We start from the raw sequence: 19,545 nt of genomic DNA on the forward strand, positions 1-19,545 counted from the left end.
TCTAAAGCCACTACTTCTAATTGATTTCTTCTCTCTTCTTCACGTTTCGATAACATGTTCATCCCCCGCAGAATTGTGTTATTACCCTTATTATACAAAAAAGCTTGTAGACTTTGTCTACAAGCTGGGAAAGGCTTTATCAGCCTTTCTTTTTTATGAGATTATGAAAAGTGAAACATAGACTGTATGATTGAAAACTCTAAAATCCACTATTCTAGTAAATGAGGTTTTTCAATTATGTGAAAAAAACAATATCTCATCCTGCAATGGCATATGCCGGTACATTTTTTGTGATCACACTATTTGCACCAATCACTGCCCCATTCCCAGTACTTACTCCCGACATGTTCGTCGCTCCATACCCAGTCCAAACATCATGCCCTATATGGACATCTCCTTTTGCTTTAGGATGTCCTTCAATACGGGCAGCTTTGATTAAAGGATATGTTGTGAACCAATCTGTTCGGTGTTCACCTCCAAGACAAACGTCACTTCGTTTGCAATGAAACTAAACTTCCCCACGTCAGTACTTGGAAATCTGGTCAAGCATAAGAAAAGTCACCAATATCGTACGAGCTGAGTTCACTTCTTTGATTCAAAAACATAGACGATTAGACTCCTAACAAGTGATGGATCTTGCCGCAGGATAGCCTCTCATTATGATTGAACAAGCGCAACGATCTGTTTTTTCTTCCAGATCAGCTGATAGTAGCCGAATTGAAGGAGTAGGTTTACAAAGAAAGCCGCAGGATAGCCGATCCAGATTCCCTTGATACCAAGCGATGTATAGTGTGATAGCACATAAGCAACTGGTACTTCAACAAGCCAAATCGAACAAACACTAAAGATCGTTGGCCATAGAACGGTTCCACTTGCTCTCATTGTGGCTGCAACAATTTGCGCCGTTCCAAAAATGAGATAGCTCCATAGAGAAATGACGACCAGACTATACGCAATATCGATCGTCTCAGGATCTGTTAAAAAGATGGATAAAATCTGCGGTGCAAAGATATAGACGAAAACAATAATCAATCCGCCTATGGCAAAGTTTAGTCCTAGCCCAATTTTAATGACATCTTTGAGACGATTCATGTTTCCTGCACCAATGAATTGTGCTGCGAAGATAGAGACGGCAATGCCAAGACTAACTGCTGGCATCTGCACATAGCTCACGACCTGATTGACAACACCATAGGCAGCTGTTGCCTGTGAACCATAGTCATTTACAAAAGAAATGACAGCAATTTCTGATAAAGAAATGAGGATCATATTAATGCTTGAAGGAATACTTAGCTTTAATAACGTTTTTAATAGATCCCCTTTCATCAATACATGCTTTCTAACCGACGCATCAATCCGCAGCGGATGCTTTGTTTTATATAGATAGATATGCAGAATGATAAACGTCACAATTGTTGAAATCACAGAGGAATACGCAGCGCCGTACAAACCAAAAGCCGGTAGCCCGAGCCAGCCGAATAATAAAATCGGCAACAGCAAAATATTCGTTCCTGTACTAATTATTAAAAAATAAAAAGGCGTTTTCGAATCCCCTGTCCCTCGTAAAAAGGTCGTATAGACGAAATAAAGAAATAAGATCGGCATTGAGATGAAAAGAATTCTAGCATAAGCCGCACTTTCCTCAACAATATTGGCAGGTGTCCCCATCAGATTTAAGATATCTGTTGCGAAGAAACCTCCAATGATTGCTAAAGAGAATCCGATCAAAAAGGTGAACGAAAGCGTTGTGCCTATAATTTCTTTTAATCTCTGTTCATTTTTTGCACCGTATGCTTGTCCAATCAGGATCGAGCTTCCTGACCCAATCCCAATAGAAAAAGAAACGAGTAAAAAGAAAAGCGGAAAGAATGCAGAAATCGCAGCTACTGCATCCTCTCCAATCCATCTACCGACAAGTACAATAGACACAAGCTGTCCGATTGATTGTAAAATATTGCTTAATAAAAGGGGAATCAGAAAGATGGACATGGTTTTTACTAAAGATTGATGATTATCTAACGTCATGATGGTTCTCCTTCTCTGTCTAAAGATCCTCAGCTAAGATGCTGACAATACGGTCTTCTATATCTTTTCCCTTTTCGTCATCAACAAGATGATTCAATAATATGGAAAAAGCGAGCGTTTTTCCGCTCTGCGTTTCCATATATCCAGAAAGTGTGCTGACAGTTGATAATGAGCCTGTTTTCGCACGTACTTTTTCTAGTGTAGCTGGTTCTTTCAATCTGTTCCTTAATGTGCCTCCCACCATTCGTTCACTTGCTCCTGCTAACGGAAGCGCATTTATATAGGTCTTAAACCATTTTTCTTTTTGAATGGTTGTCAAAAATAGAGTAAATTGGTTTGCAGAGACAAGGTTAATCGGTGATATGCCTGACCCATCTCTTAGCACAGTAAGTGACGGATCTATGCCAAAGGCAGAAAGTCGATCGTTTATCACATCTAGCCCTTTTTCAAAACTTCCTTTGTTCTTTACCCGCTTACCAAGTTCCTTTAACAAAATTTCTGCATGGGTGTTGTTGCTTAATTTCATCATGGGAACAAGCAGTTCTGATAAAGGCATAGATGAATGAGAGGCGATTTTTGTTGCTTTTTTAGGAACTTGTTTTGTTTTGGGTGGTCCTTTTACCTGAATTCCTTCTGCCTTAAGCGCACGTTTCATTAAGTCTAAGGCATAGGTTGTCGGCTCCCATAATGCAACCCATTGTTTAGATGTACTTGCTTTAAGTGGAATGCTCCCAGTCAAAGTAATGTCGTTCGAACCGTGAGATCGCTTAAAAGATATCTTCTTTTTTCCGCCTTCTGAAACCGTTTTTACTCGGTTGATGACATGAACAACGTCAGTCTTCGGAATCATGTCATATGTGGCTTTCTGACCAGCTTTCTTTCCAGGCTTTACTTCAAAGATTATGGTTCCAGCATCATAGTCTCGATTCGGTGAAGCTGTGAGAGCAGATATTTGTGCGCCGTAATATTGATCTTCATCACTCCAAGGCAAATCAATGGAATATCTCGTATTATCATACCAAGTGTCATCTCCCACAAGCTGTCCACGAATTGTATGTATGCCTGCCTTTTTGACTTGTTTGGCTAATGCAGCAAAATCCTCCTCTAATAAAGTAGGATCTCCTGTGCCTCGGAGATACAGGTTGCCATATAACGTTTTCTTTTGAATAGAACCATCCATCCATACGTCTGTAGGGAATGTGTGTGTTTCACCAAGTAGATCAAGGGCGATAGCTGATGTGAGCAGTTTCATATTAGAAGCAGGAGTGAGACGGATATCAGCTTGATGTTCATAAAGAAGAGAGGTATCAGAAGTATCGCGGACGCTAATGCCAGAGATAGCGCCCTCTAAATCAGGTGCTGCTTGAATGAATTCGTCTAAAACCGTGATCCATTCAGCTTGATGATCATGAGCTTTTAGATATTCATCTTTCACTGAAAAAGGGAGCAATAAAATCGACATGATCCAAATATGTAAAACCATGAACTGTGAAAAACGCTTCACGCAATCCCTCCTTTTTCATTATACACAAAAGAACGTTTGTTCTCAAAGGTTTTTTAAACAGAAAAGTCAGCTTTCTTTGACGAAAACTGACAAGCCTCTACCTTTTTTTGATTCCATCCATCGGTTTCACCAAGAACAGCCTGAACCGTGATTTGACTTGCTTCGTTTTTGGTTAAAATCGTTGACCATTTCAAGCGGTTTGTCACATTGCTCCCTTCTCGTTGTCACTGTTATCCCAATTATGCCATCCTTCTGCTTTTATTATGATCCTCCATTTTTGTATGAAGGCACGTGACGGGAGAATGAGGTCTCTACGGACTGACTAAATAAACAGATTGAGCAGCTGCCATTCACTTTTTTAACGTGGAATCAATGAAAACATAGCCGTGCGAATCTGTTGTGGATTTCGCAGTAATATACTCATTTCCAAGACTTTTTATTTCAGCTCTTTTAAAACAAGCAGTACTTTACCAAACTTCATCATCATTTTCATTGAAATATTATATTCATTGACCACAAGAAAAAACACCCAATGCTTTATGTTGTGGATTTTTTTTCAGATTTCTCATATTTGATCGCATAAATCCCTTCATTTTCAATCCATTCACAGAATAGGACGTCTTTATAGGAAGAAATATGCTGCTTTCTTAATTGCTTTCGCAGCCATGCATCGTCAAATCCTGCTTCCTGTAAGTCTTTTCTTAAGATTTCCCCGTCAATAATAAACGTTCTAGGCAATTTGACTTCTTTTCCTTTCACGTTCACATCCTCTGCTGTAGCTGGTGTGTATTTCATTTTTGGAAGGACACTGACAGAGCCATCCGTTTCTAAAATCGCAAATTCTATTTCATTAAGAGCAAAATGACCTTTTGCTCGAATGAGCGTCTGCAATTGATTCAGATCAAGCTTATTCTTTTTCAAACGATTGTAGCGAATATTCCCCTTATCAATGATAAGTGTAGGTCTTCCTTCTAAAAAGGCACGTAATGATTTAAATTTTTGTGAAAGCCATTCAATTGTGTAAATTAAAACGCCCCAAACCCCAACGGCAAAGAGAATATGTAAGATGCTGACTTCTTGATCAAAGATCGCATTCCCGACCATTTCACCTAAAATCAGTGCAGAAATAAAATCAAACGGAGTGATTTGTGCAAATTGTGTTTTACCTAAAAGTTTTATAATAAAAAACAAGGCTAAAAATCCGATCATTAGTTCAATAAAAATATTAAAAAATGACACAGAGGTCCCTTCCTTTCTTACTGCATTTATCTACATACAGTATGTACATGAAAGGAAGGTTCTAAAACATGTACGAAGGTAGTAAATTATTAGATACAAGTTGAATGTTTAGCCACATGCCAGTAAATCATGACACCTCTACCCCCTATACCGAAACAATCTCAGCAATAGCATTACGCAAATTATCTTTATCAATATATTTTCGCCGTATGTATAATAGTTCTTTGTATTTTTCTCCATGTTCTCCGTATGAAATTCGCTTTAACCCAGCATTTGTCCCCAAACCGTATAAGCATAAGATATTCTTCTGTAACAAATCTTTACTAATGACCTCTCTCGATGCAGCTGTTTTAAAAAGTTCTGTAAAGTCTACACGCAAATCATCTTCCTTGAGGATATCTAGTAAACTCGTCATAGGCCAGCGTTTCATAATTTCACCTTTGAGTCGTGACAGGTTTATCGGCTCCGGCACAGGGTCAAAAGGAGAAATGGATATTCGGCCGTTACTGTTTCCCTTTCCTTTTGTTAAAATACGAACCTTTGTATTTTTAGGGATTCCTTGTTCTAATTTATTTAATGCCTTTGTCAATCAGCTCTTGTTCAACAGGCATGAGGATGAAATGATCAATTAGCTCATCTAATTCCCAATTCCTTTTCAACTGTTATCCTCCTTTTGTAGCATACGATATAGAGTTATACGGGAAATACCAACCTTTTCAGCAGCATCTGTCCGGCTCATCCCCTGATCTATGAGGGGTGATCTTTTCCTCATCTGCTTTTGGCCTTCCGGGAAACTTTCCTCGTTGGCAGCTAAGATGCCTTCCTTTGTACTCTGAAGTAAGATCTCTCTCAAATTGTGCAATTCCCAGCATAGTATACAACATTTTTCAGTGAGCTGTTGTTGTATCCAGTCAAGACCCCTTTAAACTTTTTAAATGCGCCCCTTATTGGGCAATGAGTTCTGTAATCTCAATCAGATCATTGGTCTAGAAAAATTCCCAAGCTGTATCTCTTCTGGGATCCGAGTGAATTTCGATGGATTAATTGAAATATGTAGTTCATCCTCTGTTCATATTCATTTCCTATAATGGTTCAAGATAAAATATTGGGGGTTGATATGATGCTTAAACCATTTCGTAGACTAGCCAGATTCTCCAGCAGTTCAATGGGAGCAAAAATTGTTTTAATTGCATGGATTGTCGTGGTAGCTGTATTCAGCTTCGTTGCGCCATCATCTAAGGATTATTCCAAAAACAGTACGGAAGGCAGTGTAAAAGGAAACACAGCTTCCGAAATTGCGGAGCAAGTACTAAATAAAGAATTCCCCACCGACAACGGGCTAACCGCCTTGCTTGTATTTCATCATGAAGGAAAAATAACCGACCAAGATCGGGAAAGGATTACGGAACTCAGTGAATGGTTTGCTTCGGCTAATAAACCAAAACATATAGCAAGTGCACTTCCGTATCATAAGTTTCCGAAAAAGGTTCAAGATCAAATGTTTTCTGATGATGGAACGACATTAATTTTTAACTTGGCGTTAAAAGATGGGATTGACTCGGATGAAGCTAATGCAACATTAGATGCTATCAGGGATAAGGTAACTGCTATCGGTTTGGATGATCTCCAATTCGAAATTACGGGTCCTGCCGGCATATCGGCTGATACCATTGCTTTATTCAAAAACGCTGATCTCGTCTTAATGTTAGCTACAGTAGCTTTAATCTTTGTTATTTTAATTATCATCTATCGTTCACCAATACTTGCCATTACACCATTGATTATTGCTGGGATTGTATATGGCCTTGTAGATCGAATCATAGGTTTGGCTGGAAAGAATGATTGGTTTCCTGTTGATAGCTCTGCCGTTTCAATTATGCTTGTCCTGTTATTCGCGGTTATAACCGATTACAGTTTGTTTGTGTTCTCACGGTACCGTGAGGAATTAAGAAAAAAGGAATCGAAATATGATTCAATGAGCGAAGCGATGTACCATGTTTCTGAGCCAATTTTTTTTAGTGGCGGGACGGTATTCCTAGCAATGCTGACACTGTTTACAACAGTTTTTGAGCCTTATAACCATTTTGCTCCTGTGTTTTCAGTAGCCGTTGTCGTTATATTATTAGCAGGGTTAACACTTATCCCAAGTATATTTGCACTAATGGGCCGGAAAGCATTTTGGCCGTTTATTCCAAAGTTTAATCCACAACATAAAGATAAAGAAAGCATTTGGTCAAAGGTAAGTAAACTTGTGTTAAAACGTCCTGCGTTATATGCGGGTATCTTGTTGATCATTCTGCTTTCCGGTGTTTTAAATGCGACACAAATGAAGTTCTCTTTTAATTTAATGAATTCATTTCCGGAGGATATTTCTTCCCGTCAAGGATTTGAACTTCTTGCGGACCATTATCCGGCAGGGCAATTGGCCCCTGTAACAGTGATATTACTGGCGGATAAGAAAATTGATGTTAATGAAGAATTTTTACAAAAGGTGAAAGGACTTAAAGAGGAACTAGCCAATCAAAAAGGAATTAGTTCAGTTAGTCCCGATATTACTGATGAGGTAATAAAAGGTAACGCAGATTTGCCTCCGAACTTTTTAGCTGATAATGGGAAGGCCGTGAAATTACAGCTTGTTTTGAAGAATAACCCTTACGACATTGAGGCACTAAATACCGTTGAACAGCTTCGAGATCATACGGAAACCTTCCTTAAAGATAATGGATTTACCAAGAATGAATATCAACTGCATTATGCAGGACAAACAGCTGGGCAGCTTGATGTGAAGCAAATGAATGTACGTGACATGATTATCCTATTTTCACTTGTGACGGTGTTGCTGACCCTTGTAATAGGATTTCAAACAAAATCAGTTCTGATGCCAATTTTAATGATGGCAACCATTCTTTTATCCTATTTCGCAACGCTCGGATTTGGCTGGTGGATATTCAAACACTTTATGGGTTATGAAGCAATCAGTTACCGTTTGCCGGTGTACACATTTGTTTTCATGGTTGCATTAGGGATTGATTACAATATCATGCTCGTTTCACGGATTAAGGAAAAAGCAAAGGAACTTCCATGGAAAAAGGCGGTTGGCGAAGGAATTGCATTAACCGGTGGCGTTATTTCTTCAGCAGGGATTATTTTGGCTGCAACTTTTGCCGTCTTAATGACACAGCCGTTGCAAGAACTTTTCTTATTCGGCTTTACAATGGCGATGGGAATTTTAATAGACACGTTTTTAATAAGAGCCATTTTACTTCCCTCCCTTTTGATATTGACACATAAAAAATAAAGAAGTTGTTTATGTTTATATAAGTTTGATTTACTGCTCTACTAAGGTTTCATTCACTTCAATGGCGGCCATAAGATAGATTGTTTCATACGCATTATGGGGTAGTACCGACAAATGCGATATACGCTAAGGAAATTTAAAAATAAAGTAGCCGTTTTCACCTCTATTTTTAAGGAATCGGCTGTTGTATATGAAGAAGTACAATCAGAAATGGTGTATTTTTAATTTAATTCCTTATCGAGGGTAGTGATAGCTTCGCTAATACTACCCCTATACGAGAAAAATTACTTGATGAGGAAATCAGAGAAGAGCTTTGTGAGCAATTTAACCAAAGCAGACGACCAAAGGGTGTGGAAAAAAAGTGATCATCTACCACTCGATCTCTGAATCATAAAAAGCCATGACCAAAAGAGTGGTCATGGCTTTTCTCTATATTTGATAAACATCCTTTGTTTGACCTACCTTGGCAGAACCGAACTCCCCATTAAATAACGGTCTACCTCGTGTGCCACTTGTCTGCCTTCGTTAATCGCCCAGACAATCAAGCTTTGGCCGCGTCTTGCATCTCCCGCTGCAAATACGCCTTCTACATTTGTTGTATACTCCCCATACTTTGCGTCAATTCGATTGTTTTTGCTGTCCACGCCAAAGTGCTTCACTAGTGGCTGTTCAGTTCCCTCAAAACCAATCGCAATCAAGACTAACTGAGCAGGCCATACCTTCTCTGTTCCTGGAATTTCATGAAATTCAAACTTCCCATGCTCGTTTTTCACCTTTTCCATTTGAATGGTATGAAGCTCTTTTAATTTTCCGTTTTTATCTGCCACAAACTTTGTGGTTTGTATCGAATATTGACGTGGATCTTCTCCCAATTTTGCTTGTGCTTCTTCATAAGCATAATCTAATGAGTAGATATAGGGCTGTTCTGGCCACATGTTATCCCCTATACGTGTATCTGGAAGCTTTGGATGCTTTCCGAATTGAACAACACTTTTTGCTTTTTGACGAAGTGCAGTTGCTACGCAGTCAGCACCTGTATCTCCTCCGCCAATGACGATCACGTCTGTTTCTTTTGCATCAATGAAATTTTTGTCTTTAAATTCTGAATCTAGCATGCTTTTTGTTGCGAGCGTTAAATAATCCATTGCTAAGTAAATCCCTTTTGCTTCCCGACCTTCAATTAATAGGTCACGCTGTTTTTGTGCACCTGTGCAAAGGATGACCGCATCAAATTGCTCTTTCAGTTCATCGGCAGTGATATCAACACCGATTTCTGTGTTCGTCACAAAGTCAATGCCTTCTTGTCTCAGAAGTTTGACTCTGCGCTCAACGATTTCTTTATCTAGCTTCATATTTGGAATACCATAGGTGAGCAGGCCGCCGAGACGATCAGATCGTTCGAACACTGTGACTGTGTGCCCTGCTTGGTTTAATTGATCAGCACTGGCAAGTCCTGCTGGCCCTGAACCGACAATGGCGATTTTTTTCCCTGTACGACTTGAAGGAATTCTTGGTGTAATCCATCCATTTTCAAATCCTTTGTCAATGATCGTGCGTTCAATATTTTTAATCGATACAGCTGAATCATTGATCGCAACTGTACATGAGCCTTCGCAAGGTGCTGGGCATACTCTGCCAGTAAATTCAGGAAAATTGTTCGTTTTTTGCAGTCTTTCGAGCGCATCTTTCCATCTCCCACGATAGACAAGGTCATTCCACTCTGGAATTAAATTGTATATCGGGCAGCCAGAAACGTCGCCCCTGATTTCCATCCCCATTTGACAAAACGGTGTTCCGCAATCCATACATCTAGCGCCCTGCTTCTTCAATACCTCATCTGTATAAAGAGCTGAATATTCTTTCCAGTCATTTTGACGAGTGAGAGGGTCACGTTCATTTGGCTTTTCTCTTTTATATTCCATAAAACCTGTTGCTTTGCCCATTGTCCTCTCCCCTTTCTTAATGAGCGAGGGCTGTTTTTTGCCCGTTTGCCGTTTCTTTATTTTTCGGTTTTGTGTTTGCTTCAAAGGCGAACATGACAGCTTCTTCATGACTGAGGCCCGCTTGTTTTTGTTCTTCAATGCATTGAAGCATCATTTTGTAATTTCTCGGAATGATCTTAATGAATTGATCCTTTTCTTGCGCCCAGTTTTTTAGAAGTGCTACTGCTTTTGAGCTTTTTGTATAATCAAGATGCTCTTTGATCATTTGTTTCACTTCTTGTTCTTCTTCATGATCTGTGAGCTTTTCAAACATGATCATTTCCATGTTACACATTCTTTTGAACTGCTTCGCATCAGATGTATGCACGTAAGCCACACCGCCAGACATGCCTGCGCCAAAGTTTTTCCCGACGCCCCCTAAAATAACGACACGTCCACCAGTCATGTACTCACAGCCGTGATCACCGATTCCTTCAACGACCACATTAACACCTGAATTACGAACAGCAAATCGTTCACCTGCACGCCCGTTAACATAAGCTCTCCCGCTTGTCGCACCGTAAAATGCGACGTTTCCGACAATCACGTTTTGATGTCCATTTTGCACAAAGTGATCAGATGTCTTGACAGCAATTTTGCCTCCAGAGAGTCCTTTGCCGATATAGTCATTTGCATCACCTGTTAAATATAAAGACATGCCTTTTGGAACGAATGCGCCGAAGCTTTGTCCAGCTGAACCAGTGAAACGAAGTGTGATCGTATCCTCTGGCAATCCTTCTTCTCCGTAGCGCTTAGACACTTCACTACCAGTAATCGTTCCGGCCACACGGTTGACGTTGCGAATGTTCAGTGATAGATCAACCGGTGTTTGGTGATTCAACGCTTCCTGTACATAAGGAAGGATCTCATTTATATCTAGTGATTCATCCGTTTTATGATGTTGCGGCGTTCTGAATGTGCGCACCCCTTCTGGCTGATAAAGCAATGTTTCAAGATCCAGCTGCCCTGCTTTCCAGTGTGCTTTTGCTCTTTCACTAACTGATAGAACGTCTGTGCGTCCAATCAATTCATCCATTGATGTAAAGCCAAGTTCAGCTAGGATTTCTCTTACTTCCTCGGCAATAAACATCATGAAGTTCACAATGTGATCAGGATCACCCATGAATTTTTTCCGAAGCTCTGGATTTTGTGTCGCAACACCGACTGGACAAGTATCTAAATGACATGCTCTCATCATCACGCAGCCTAAAACGACAAGTGGAGCTGTCGCAAAACCGTATTCTTCTGCTCCTAAAATCGCAGCCATGACAACGTCGCGCCCTGTCATTAACTTTCCATCTGTTTCAAGAACTACTCGCTCACGAAGTCCGTTTAAGACAAGAGTTTGATGTGCCTCTGACAAACCGAGCTCCCAAGGAAGTCCTGTATGTTTAATACTTGTTTTCGGAGAAGCCCCAGTGCCACCGTCATAACCGCTGATGACAATGACATCCGCCGTCCCTTTTGCTACACCTGCTGCAATCGTTCCGACGCCAGCTTTAGACACAAGCTTGACACTGATGCGCGCATCACGGTTAGCGTTTTTCAAATCATGGATCAACTGAGCCAAATCCTCGATTGAATAAATATCATGATGAGGTGGTGGTGAAATGAGGCCTACACCTGGTGTGGAACCACGTACATCTGCTACCCAAGGATACACTTTATTTCCTGGCAGTTGGCCGCCTTCGCCAGGCTTTGCGCCTTGCGCCATTTTAATTTGCAATTCATCGGCATTGATCAAGTAATGACTCTTGACGCCAAAGCGGCCCGAAGCAATCTGTTTAATCGCACTTCTGCGATCATCACCGCGCTCATCTACTGTAAAGCGTGCAGGATCTTCCCCGCCTTCTCCGCTGTTGCTTTTGCCGCCAATTCGGTTCATGGCAATAGCAAGTACCTCATGCGCTTCTTTACTTAATGAACCAAATGACATCGCACCTGTCTTAAATCGGCGCACAATCGATTCAGCAGATTCAACCTCTTCAAGACGAACTGGCTTTTGTTTTGGATGAAAAGCAAATAGATTTCTAAGGAAGCCGATTCTTTCTTCGTTCGCTGCCTTTGTGTATTGCTTAAATAGGTCATAATCTTCGTTGCGGCATGCCCACTGAAGGGTATGAATTGTTTTTGGATTAAAGGCATGATGCTCTCCATTTTTTCTCCACTGGAACTCACTGCCTGATTCTAGCGTTTGATCAGTAGATGCCTGATACCCTGCTTGATGACGAAGCTTCGCCTCACTTGCAATGGTGTCAAGATCAATTCCGCCAAGCTGCGAAGCTGTTCCTGTGAAATACGCCTGAATGACGTCTTCACTAATGCCAACTGCTTCAAAAATTTGCGCCCCTCTATAACTTTGCACAGTGGAAATACCCACTTTTGACATGACTTTGACAACACCCTCGGTCACGCTTTTGCCAAACTTCGTAACAGCTTCATCAAAGCCAATGGAGATCGCTTCTTCAGCAATAAGCTGTTTGTATGTTTCGTAGACGAGATAAGGGTGGATTGCATCTGCTCCGTAGCCAATCAGTGCTGCAAAATGATGGACTTCTCTTACTTCGCCAGATTCGACAATCAAGCTCACCTTTGTTCGTAAGCCTTGGCGTACAAGGTGATGATGAAGTGCACTTAGTGCAAGAAGTGGTGGAATCGGCACTTTTTCTTCCGTCATTTCTCGATCTGAAAGGATTAATAAAGATACACCTTGGCGAATGGCTTTTTCCGCCTCTTCAAACATTGCATCTAGCCCGCGTTTTAGATCATCTGAGAAAAGTGTATGAATCGTTTTGCTTTTAAAGGCATTGTGAACAATCGTTTTCAAGCCGTTAAATTGCCCGCTTGTTAAGACCGGTGTATATAGTTTAATTCTTCGGCATGAATATTCATTTGGATGTAAAATATCTCCTTCAGCACCTAACCAAGTCATGGTCGATGTGACGAGCTGCTCACGAATGGCATCAATCGGCGGATTCGTGACTTGTGCAAACAGCTGCTTGAAATAAGAAAACAGAGACTGTGCACGATCTGATAACACAGCAAGCGGTGTGTCACTACCCATTGAACCGATCGGGTCCTTGCCTTCCTCTAGTAAAGGAATTAAATACTTTTGAATGTCTTCGTACGTATAATGGAAAGCACGCTGACGGGTTAATAAGTCACTCATTATACTAGAATTTTCTGAATTTTCTTCAGAGCGATTGACATGAACCATTTCTTCATCGAGCCATTTTTGATAAGGAAGTTCATTCGCAATTGAAGACTTCACTTCTTTATCAGAAATAATTCTTCCTTCTTCTAAATCGATTAACAGCATTTTACCTGGTTCAAGGCGATCTTTATACTTCACATCTTCTTCATTTGTGTCGATCACACCGACTTCAGATGAGAAAATAATATGATCGTCATTTGTGACGTAGTATCTCGCCGGTCTAAGTCCGTTTCGATCTAAAATGGCACCGACTTGTTTACCGTCCGTAAAGGAAATGGCTGTTGGTCCATCCCATGGCTCCATTAAAGAACTATGGTATTCATAAAATGCCCGTTTCTCTTTCGACATGTGTGTATTCTCAGTCCAAGGCTCAGGAATGAGCATCATAGCTGTATGAGCAGGTGTACGGCCTGCAAGCACGAAAAATTCAAAGGCATTGTCTAAAATGGATGAATCACTTCCGTCTGCATTCAGCACTGGCAAAATCTTGTCTAGATCTTCTCCGAAGGCTTCAGACACGAATTGTTGTTCTCTTGCTCTCATCCAATTGATGTTTCCTCTTAATGTGTTGATTTCTCCGTTGTGAATTAAGTAACGGTTTGGATGGGCTCTTTCCCATGTAGGGAATGTATTTGTACTAAATCTTGAATGAACAAGTGAAAATGCAGAAACAAATGTTTCATCCTGCAAGTCAAGGTAAAAAGAATCAACTTGATCTGAGGTTAAAAGTCCCTTATATACAATGGATTGACTTGATAGGCTGACAAAGTAAAATTGTTTTTCCTCTTCTGCTCCCCAATTTTCAGCCTGCTTACGAATGACATATAATTTTCTTTCAAATGACAAACGATCTGTTATGTTTTCGTTCGCGCCAATAAAAACTTGCCTGACAACCGGACAGCTCTTGGCCGCGACAGTACCAATTTTCCCAGCATCAACAGGCACCGTTCTCCAGCCAATTAATGTTTGACCTTCTTGTTTAATGAACCCATTGATTTTCTGTTCGATGGCTTGACGCGTTTTGTCATCATCATCTTTTGAAAAAAAGACCATTCCTACCCCGTAACGGCCCTTTTCAGGAAGTGCAAATTCTTTGCAGTTCTTTCTAAAAAAAGCGTCTGGCAGTTGTACCATTAAGCCGGCACCATCACCTGTATACGGATCACTGCCTTGCCCGCCGCGATGATCAAGCTGGCACAGCATTTGTAATCCCTTTTTGACGATGCTATGTGTCGCCTCCCCTTTTAAATGGGCGTACAGTCCGATTCCACATGCATCATGTTCAAATTCAGGACGGTAGAGACCTTGTGGTTGTGGTAGTTGATTATAAGTCATCGTTTCTTTCCCCCGTTTAAAAGATCCGTTTTTCACAGTAATAAAATCTCACAAACTCTGTAACTTATTTTAAGTTTTCAAATTAATATAAACAATATATAATTTAGATTAAAACAATCTCTTTTTGAGATAGATGGGTGTGAGTGCAAAAATGGAGCTTCGTCAGTTACGTTATTTTGTAGAAGTTGCTGGCCGTGAACACGTGTCAGAGGCGGCAGAAAACTTACATGTTGCCCAATCTGCCATCAGCCGGCAGATTGCAAATTTAGAAGAAGAACTTGGAGTAGCCTTATTCGAACGAGAAGGACGAAATATTAAATTAACAAAGATCGGCAGACAATTTTTAGATCATGTCAGAACTGCACTAAAGGCCATTGATTATGCGAAAGAGCAAATTGATGAATACTTAGATCCGCACAAAGGAACGGTGACCATTGGATTTCCTACAAGTCTCGCAAGCCAAGTACTCCCTTCTGTCATTTCTGCCTTTAAGCAGGAATATCCAGAGGTTGATTTTTTACTTCGTCAAGGATCTTATAAATTTCTCATTGACACTGTTAAAAATCGTGATATTGATCTTGCCTTTTTAGGACCCTTACCGACAAATGATCCTCAAATAGAAGGGAATATTTTGTTTTCAGAAAGCATTTATGCCCTTTTGCCTATTAGTCACCCTTTTAGTGGTCAAAGAAGTATTCATTTAAGTGATTTGAGAAAGGATCATTTCGTTTTATTTCCAGAAGGATATGTGCTCAGACAAATTGCGGTTGATGCTTGCACGCAGGCAGGCTATGAGCCAACCATTTCATCTGAAGGAGAAGATTTGGATGCCATTAAAGGTCTCGTGTCAGCGGGTATGGGCGTCACCTTATTACCAGAAAGTGCCTTTTATGAAACGACACCTCGATTTACAGTGAAAATTCCAATTGATTTCCCGCAAGTCCGAAGAACCGTCGGAATTATTGCGTCTAAGTCAAGAGAGATGTCTCCTTCTGCACATGATTTTTATGCGTTTGTAAAGGATTTCTTCTCAAAAATTGAACAATATAAATAATTCATTAAAACAAGACCTTTCATTTGTAGAAATAATCCCTCTTTGTATATGATAGATTACAGAACAACAGATTATATGGAAGAAAGGTATTCGTATGAAATCAATTTTATCGTTTTTAAAGCCATATCGGCTATCCGTTGTGTCCATTGTCATTCTGACCTTTTTAAGCAGTATGCTCCAGCTGTACTTACCGACTCTAACGGCAGATATCGTAGACGTTGGAATCGTTCAAGGAGATATCGCTTATATATGGAAGGTTGGTGGCTGGATGGTCGCTTGTTCTTTACTGGCCATCCTGCTCACGATCTGGAAGTCCTACCTGTCTTCAAAGACTGCACTTGGCTTCGGGCGTGATATGAGAAGACAACTGTTTGTGCATATCGAACAATTTTCACTAGAAGAATTTCAAAAGATCGGGACGTCTTCATTTATTACAAGGTCAACAAATGATGTGAAGCAAGTTCAAGATGTAACAATCATGATCTTACAAATGATGACGAGGGCCCCTCTCATGCTCGTGGGTGGAATTATTTTGGCTGTCTCTAGAGATGCTCTGTTATCTCTTATCTTTTTAGCAGCTCTTCCCCTTCTTGGCGGGTTTATCTATTTGGTTTCAAGAAAAGCCATCCCTCTATTCGGCCAGCTTCAGAAAAAAACAGACCGGCTGAATTTAATTATGAGAGAGTCTCTTTCAGGCATCCGGGTGATTCGTGCATTTAACCGCGTTGATGATGAAAAGATGCGCTTTCAAGAAGCCAACACATCCTATAAGGATACGGGCCTCAAGGTGAATCGATTAATGGCATATTTATTTCCATTTATGCTCATCATTATGAACTTCACGAATATTGGCATTGTCTGGATTGGTGCTAACCGGATTGATGCAGGACAGATGGAAGTTGGGAATCTCATCGCCTTCATTCAATACGCCATGATGATTTTAATGGCACTGATTATGCTATCGATGAGCTTTATTATGGTCCCAAGAGCACAGGCATCAGCTAAACGGATGAATGAAGTGTTAAACCTCCAACCAAAGATAAAAGACAAAGATGAACCGCTCTCTGAGCTTCAGCAGCCCGCAAAATCAATTCGCTTTGATGATGTGACACTCTATTACTCAAATGCTGAAAAACCAGTGGTACAAGACATTACATTTGAAGCCAAAACTGGCGAGACGACTGCGATTATTGGCAGTACGGGTTCAGGGAAAACGACCCTCCTTCAGCTAATGATGCGCTTTTACGAAGCGACAGAAGGACGGATTACACTAGATGGTGTAGATATTAGAGAGCTTCCTCAGGAGAAACTGAGAAGTCAAATGGGCTATGTCCCACAAAAAGCTGTTTTATTCAGCGGAACCATTGCAGATAATGTGCGTTTTGGTCGGCAGGATGCGAGCGATGAAGACATTTGGCAGGCGCTTCGAACAGCGCAGGCTGAGGAACTTGTTTTGCAAAAACATGGCGGGATCGATGCAGAGATTGATCAAGGTGGATCGAATCTCTCTGGTGGCCAAAAGCAGCGGCTTTCCATTGCAAGAGCACTAGTCAGAAAGCCCGCCTTTTACCTGTTTGACGATAGCTTCTCTGCACTTGATTACAAAACAGATGCGAAGCTCCGGGCATCATTAGAAGTTGAAAAAGAGCATGCAGCTCTCATCATTGTGGCCCAAAGAATTAACACAGTGAAGCATAGTGATAAAATCATTTTACTAGATGAAGGGAAAATCGCAGGCATTGGAACGCATGAACAATTACTTGAAGACAATCTTGTATATCAAGAAATTGTCGCATCACAGGAAGGTCAGGAGGTGGAACAAGGATGAGTAAGAAAATGTCTTCTGGAATGGGCCATAAAGGCGGTCACCCAAGAGGGCCGGTTGCAAAACCGAAGGAATTCAAAAAAACACTTCTTCGTTTGACTGGCTATTTAAAACCGAGGAAGTTTCAGTTGATCATTGTACTGATCTCAGCAATCGGTTCAACCGTCTTTAACGTGATTAGTCCAAAACTACTCGGAGATGCCACCTCTTCCCTATTTGAAAGCTTTACACAAGGAACAGGCGTTCAATTTGACGTCATTTCACGCATTTTATTGCTGCTCGTCCTATTATATGTCGTTGCCTCTCTTTTTTCATTTGTTCAGCAATACGTGATGGCGGGTGTCTCCCAGCAGACCATTGCTGAATTACGCCAAGAAGCAAATGACAAACTCACACGTCTCCCCCTTCGGTATTTTGATAAAACAACACATGGGGACACGCTGAGCCGTGTGATGAACGATATCGACAATATTAATACATCGCTTCAGCAGGCACTCACCCAGGTGATCACCTCTGTGATTACGGTCATTGGAATTGTCGTCATGATGCTATTCATCAGTCCGTTATTAACTTTGCTTGTTTGTTTGACGCTGCCTCTCAGTCTGTTTTCCATACGAGGTATTACGTCATTTTCTCAAAAGCATTTTAAGGCGCAGCAAAAAGAGCTCGGTATGATGAATGGACATATTAATGAAATGTTCACAGGACATCAGACGGTTCGCGCGTATGGCTATGAAAAGAAAGCGATCGATACATTTGATCAATTAAACGAACAGCTATATGAATCATCAAGAAAGGCTCAGTTTATTTCCAGTTTAATGATGCCAATGATGACCTTTATTGGGAACCTTGGTTATGTTGCAGTAAGTGTAGCCGGCGGCATTCTTGTTATTAACGGGAATATTCGTGTTGGGGATGTACAGGCATTTATCCAATACACGCAGCAAATGTCTCAGCCGCTTATACAAGCATCCAGTGTCGCAAACTTAGTTCAATCTGCGATCGCTTCTGCTGAAAGGGTCTTTGAAATCCTGGATGAGGAAGAAGAAAGTACCGAAGAGGATGCGGCGGTTGATCTTGAATCACTTTCAGGGGATGTGACCTTTGAACAAGTTCAATTCGGATATGAGAAAGATCATCCGATTATTAAAGATTTGGATTTACAAGTAAAAGAAGGACAAACGGTTGCTATTGTCGGGCCAACAGGCGCTGGAAAAACAACGATCATTAATCTGTTAATGCGCTTTTATGAACTAGATCAAGGCTCCATTCGCATTGGCGGCGTAAAAACGACCGATCTCAGCCGAAAAGAAGTACGTGACTTATTTGCGATGGTCCTTCAGGATACGTGGCTTTTTGAAGGCACAATATATGACAACATTGCATATGGCAGGCAGCATGTTTCAAAAGAGGATGTCATGAAAGCTGCCAAACATGCCTATGCCGACGATTTCATCCGCACGCTTCCAGACGGATATGACACTCTCTTAACAGAAGATGCCGGCAACCTTTCGCAAGGCCAGCGTCAACTGTTAACGATCGCCCGTGCGATTTTATCTGATCCAAAAATGTTGATATTAGATGAAGCGACGAGCAGTGTCGATACGCGGACAGAGATGCATATTCAAAAAGCGATGAATGAATTAATGAAAGGCAGAACAAGCTTCGTCATTGCACACAGACTTTCGACGATTAAAGATGCCGACCTCATTTTAGTCATGAAAAATGGCACCATTATTGAAAAAGGAACTCACAGTAAACTTTTGAAAGAAAAGGGCTTTTATGCTGACCTCTATATGAGTCAATTTGCTGAGCATCAAGTTGGTTAAAAACAAAAAGAGGATAGACACGCATTTTTCCATGCTGTTTATTCTCTTTTATCATTTCTTGATCTGACCTCTTTCTCACCTTTACACTGAGTTTTGTCATGTATTCTGCTTCATTTTTAGAGACCAGCGAATGGAGCACATACTCCTCAAATACATCTCCATCCAGCACCATTTCCCCTGCCTCAATCTCATCTAATCACCGTGAATAGGCTGATTCAACTTCTTTATAACGAGAGAGTT

11 protein-coding genes and 1 pseudogene are annotated in these 19,545 nt (G+C 40.8%); 4 read left to right on the forward strand and 8 right to left on the reverse strand.

Annotation, left to right across the window (positions count from 1 at the left end; translation table 11 throughout):
- Positions 1-657: 657 nt before the first annotated feature.
- From WAX46_RS09125 to WAX46_RS09150, 6 genes and pseudogenes are all read right to left on the reverse strand, one after another.
- Positions 658-2,025, reverse strand: a complete 1,368-nt coding sequence (locus tag WAX46_RS09125; RefSeq protein ID WP_226570222.1) for an MATE family efflux transporter — start codon at positions 2,023-2,025, stop codon at positions 658-660.
- 19 nt (positions 2,026-2,044) lie between these two features.
- Complete coding sequence (gene dacB / locus WAX46_RS09130; protein WP_226570225.1) at positions 2,045-3,529, reverse strand: D-alanyl-D-alanine carboxypeptidase/D-alanyl-D-alanine endopeptidase; 1,485 nt, start codon at positions 3,527-3,529, stop codon at positions 2,045-2,047.
- Positions 3,530-3,582: 53 nt separating this feature from the next.
- A complete protein-coding gene (locus WAX46_RS09135) occupies positions 3,583-3,735 on the reverse strand; it encodes a hypothetical protein (protein WP_226570228.1) in 153 nt (50 codons plus the stop codon).
- Between the two features lie 331 nt (positions 3,736-4,066).
- Positions 4,067-4,768 carry a DUF421 domain-containing protein gene (locus WAX46_RS09140; protein ID WP_226568592.1) on the reverse strand — a complete coding sequence of 234 codons (702 nt, stop codon included), beginning with the start codon at positions 4,766-4,768 and terminating at the stop codon, positions 4,067-4,069.
- Between the two features lie 145 nt (positions 4,769-4,913).
- Complete coding sequence (locus WAX46_RS09145) at positions 4,914-5,357, reverse strand: Tn3 family transposase (protein ID WP_336493705.1); 444 nt, start codon at positions 5,355-5,357, stop codon at positions 4,914-4,916.
- 66 nt (positions 5,358-5,423) lie between these two features.
- Positions 5,424-5,754, reverse strand: a pseudogene (locus WAX46_RS09150) (helix-turn-helix domain-containing protein); the annotation flags it as partial.
- Between the two features lie 179 nt (positions 5,755-5,933).
- Between WAX46_RS09150 and WAX46_RS09155 the strand changes: the two are divergent.
- On the forward strand, positions 5,934-8,066 hold the full coding sequence (locus WAX46_RS09155) for an MMPL family transporter (protein WP_336493707.1): 2,133 nt from the start codon (positions 5,934-5,936) through the stop codon (positions 8,064-8,066).
- A gap of 458 nt (positions 8,067-8,524) precedes the next feature.
- Here the strand turns inward: WAX46_RS09155 and gltD are convergent, their stop codons facing one another.
- Positions 8,525-10,009, reverse strand: coding sequence for a glutamate synthase small subunit (gltD, locus tag WAX46_RS09160; protein WP_336493708.1), 1,485 nt, complete (start codon positions 10,007-10,009; stop codon positions 8,525-8,527).
- 16 nt (positions 10,010-10,025) lie between these two features.
- Positions 10,026-14,597, reverse strand: a complete 4,572-nt coding sequence (gltB, locus tag WAX46_RS09165) for a glutamate synthase large subunit (protein ID WP_336493710.1) — start codon at positions 14,595-14,597, stop codon at positions 10,026-10,028.
- Positions 14,598-14,748: 151 nt separating this feature from the next.
- On the opposite strand from gltB, the gene WAX46_RS09170 reads away from it, so the two are divergent.
- The 3 genes from WAX46_RS09170 (at position 14,749) to WAX46_RS09180 (ending at position 19,305) form a co-directional block, all read left to right on the forward strand.
- Positions 14,749-15,651: a LysR family transcriptional regulator gene (locus tag WAX46_RS09170; protein WP_336493731.1), complete on the forward strand. Its 903-nt coding sequence runs from the start codon at positions 14,749-14,751 to the stop codon at positions 15,649-15,651.
- Positions 15,652-15,745: 94 nt separating this feature from the next.
- Positions 15,746-17,479: an ABC transporter ATP-binding protein gene (locus WAX46_RS09175; RefSeq protein WP_336493711.1), complete on the forward strand. Its 1,734-nt coding sequence runs from the start codon at positions 15,746-15,748 to the stop codon at positions 17,477-17,479.
- Positions 17,476-19,305, forward strand: a complete 1,830-nt coding sequence (locus tag WAX46_RS09180) for an ABC transporter ATP-binding protein (RefSeq protein ID WP_226568605.1) — start codon at positions 17,476-17,478, stop codon at positions 19,303-19,305. The genes WAX46_RS09175 and WAX46_RS09180 overlap by 4 nt, the downstream gene beginning before the upstream one ends.
- The last annotated feature ends 240 nt before the right edge of the window (positions 19,306-19,545 follow it).

The sequence above is a fragment of the Bacillus sp. FJAT-53060 genome, assembly GCF_037104745.1.
Classification (GTDB): Bacteria; Bacillota; Bacilli; order Bacillales; family Bacillaceae; genus Bacillus; species Bacillus stratosphericus_B.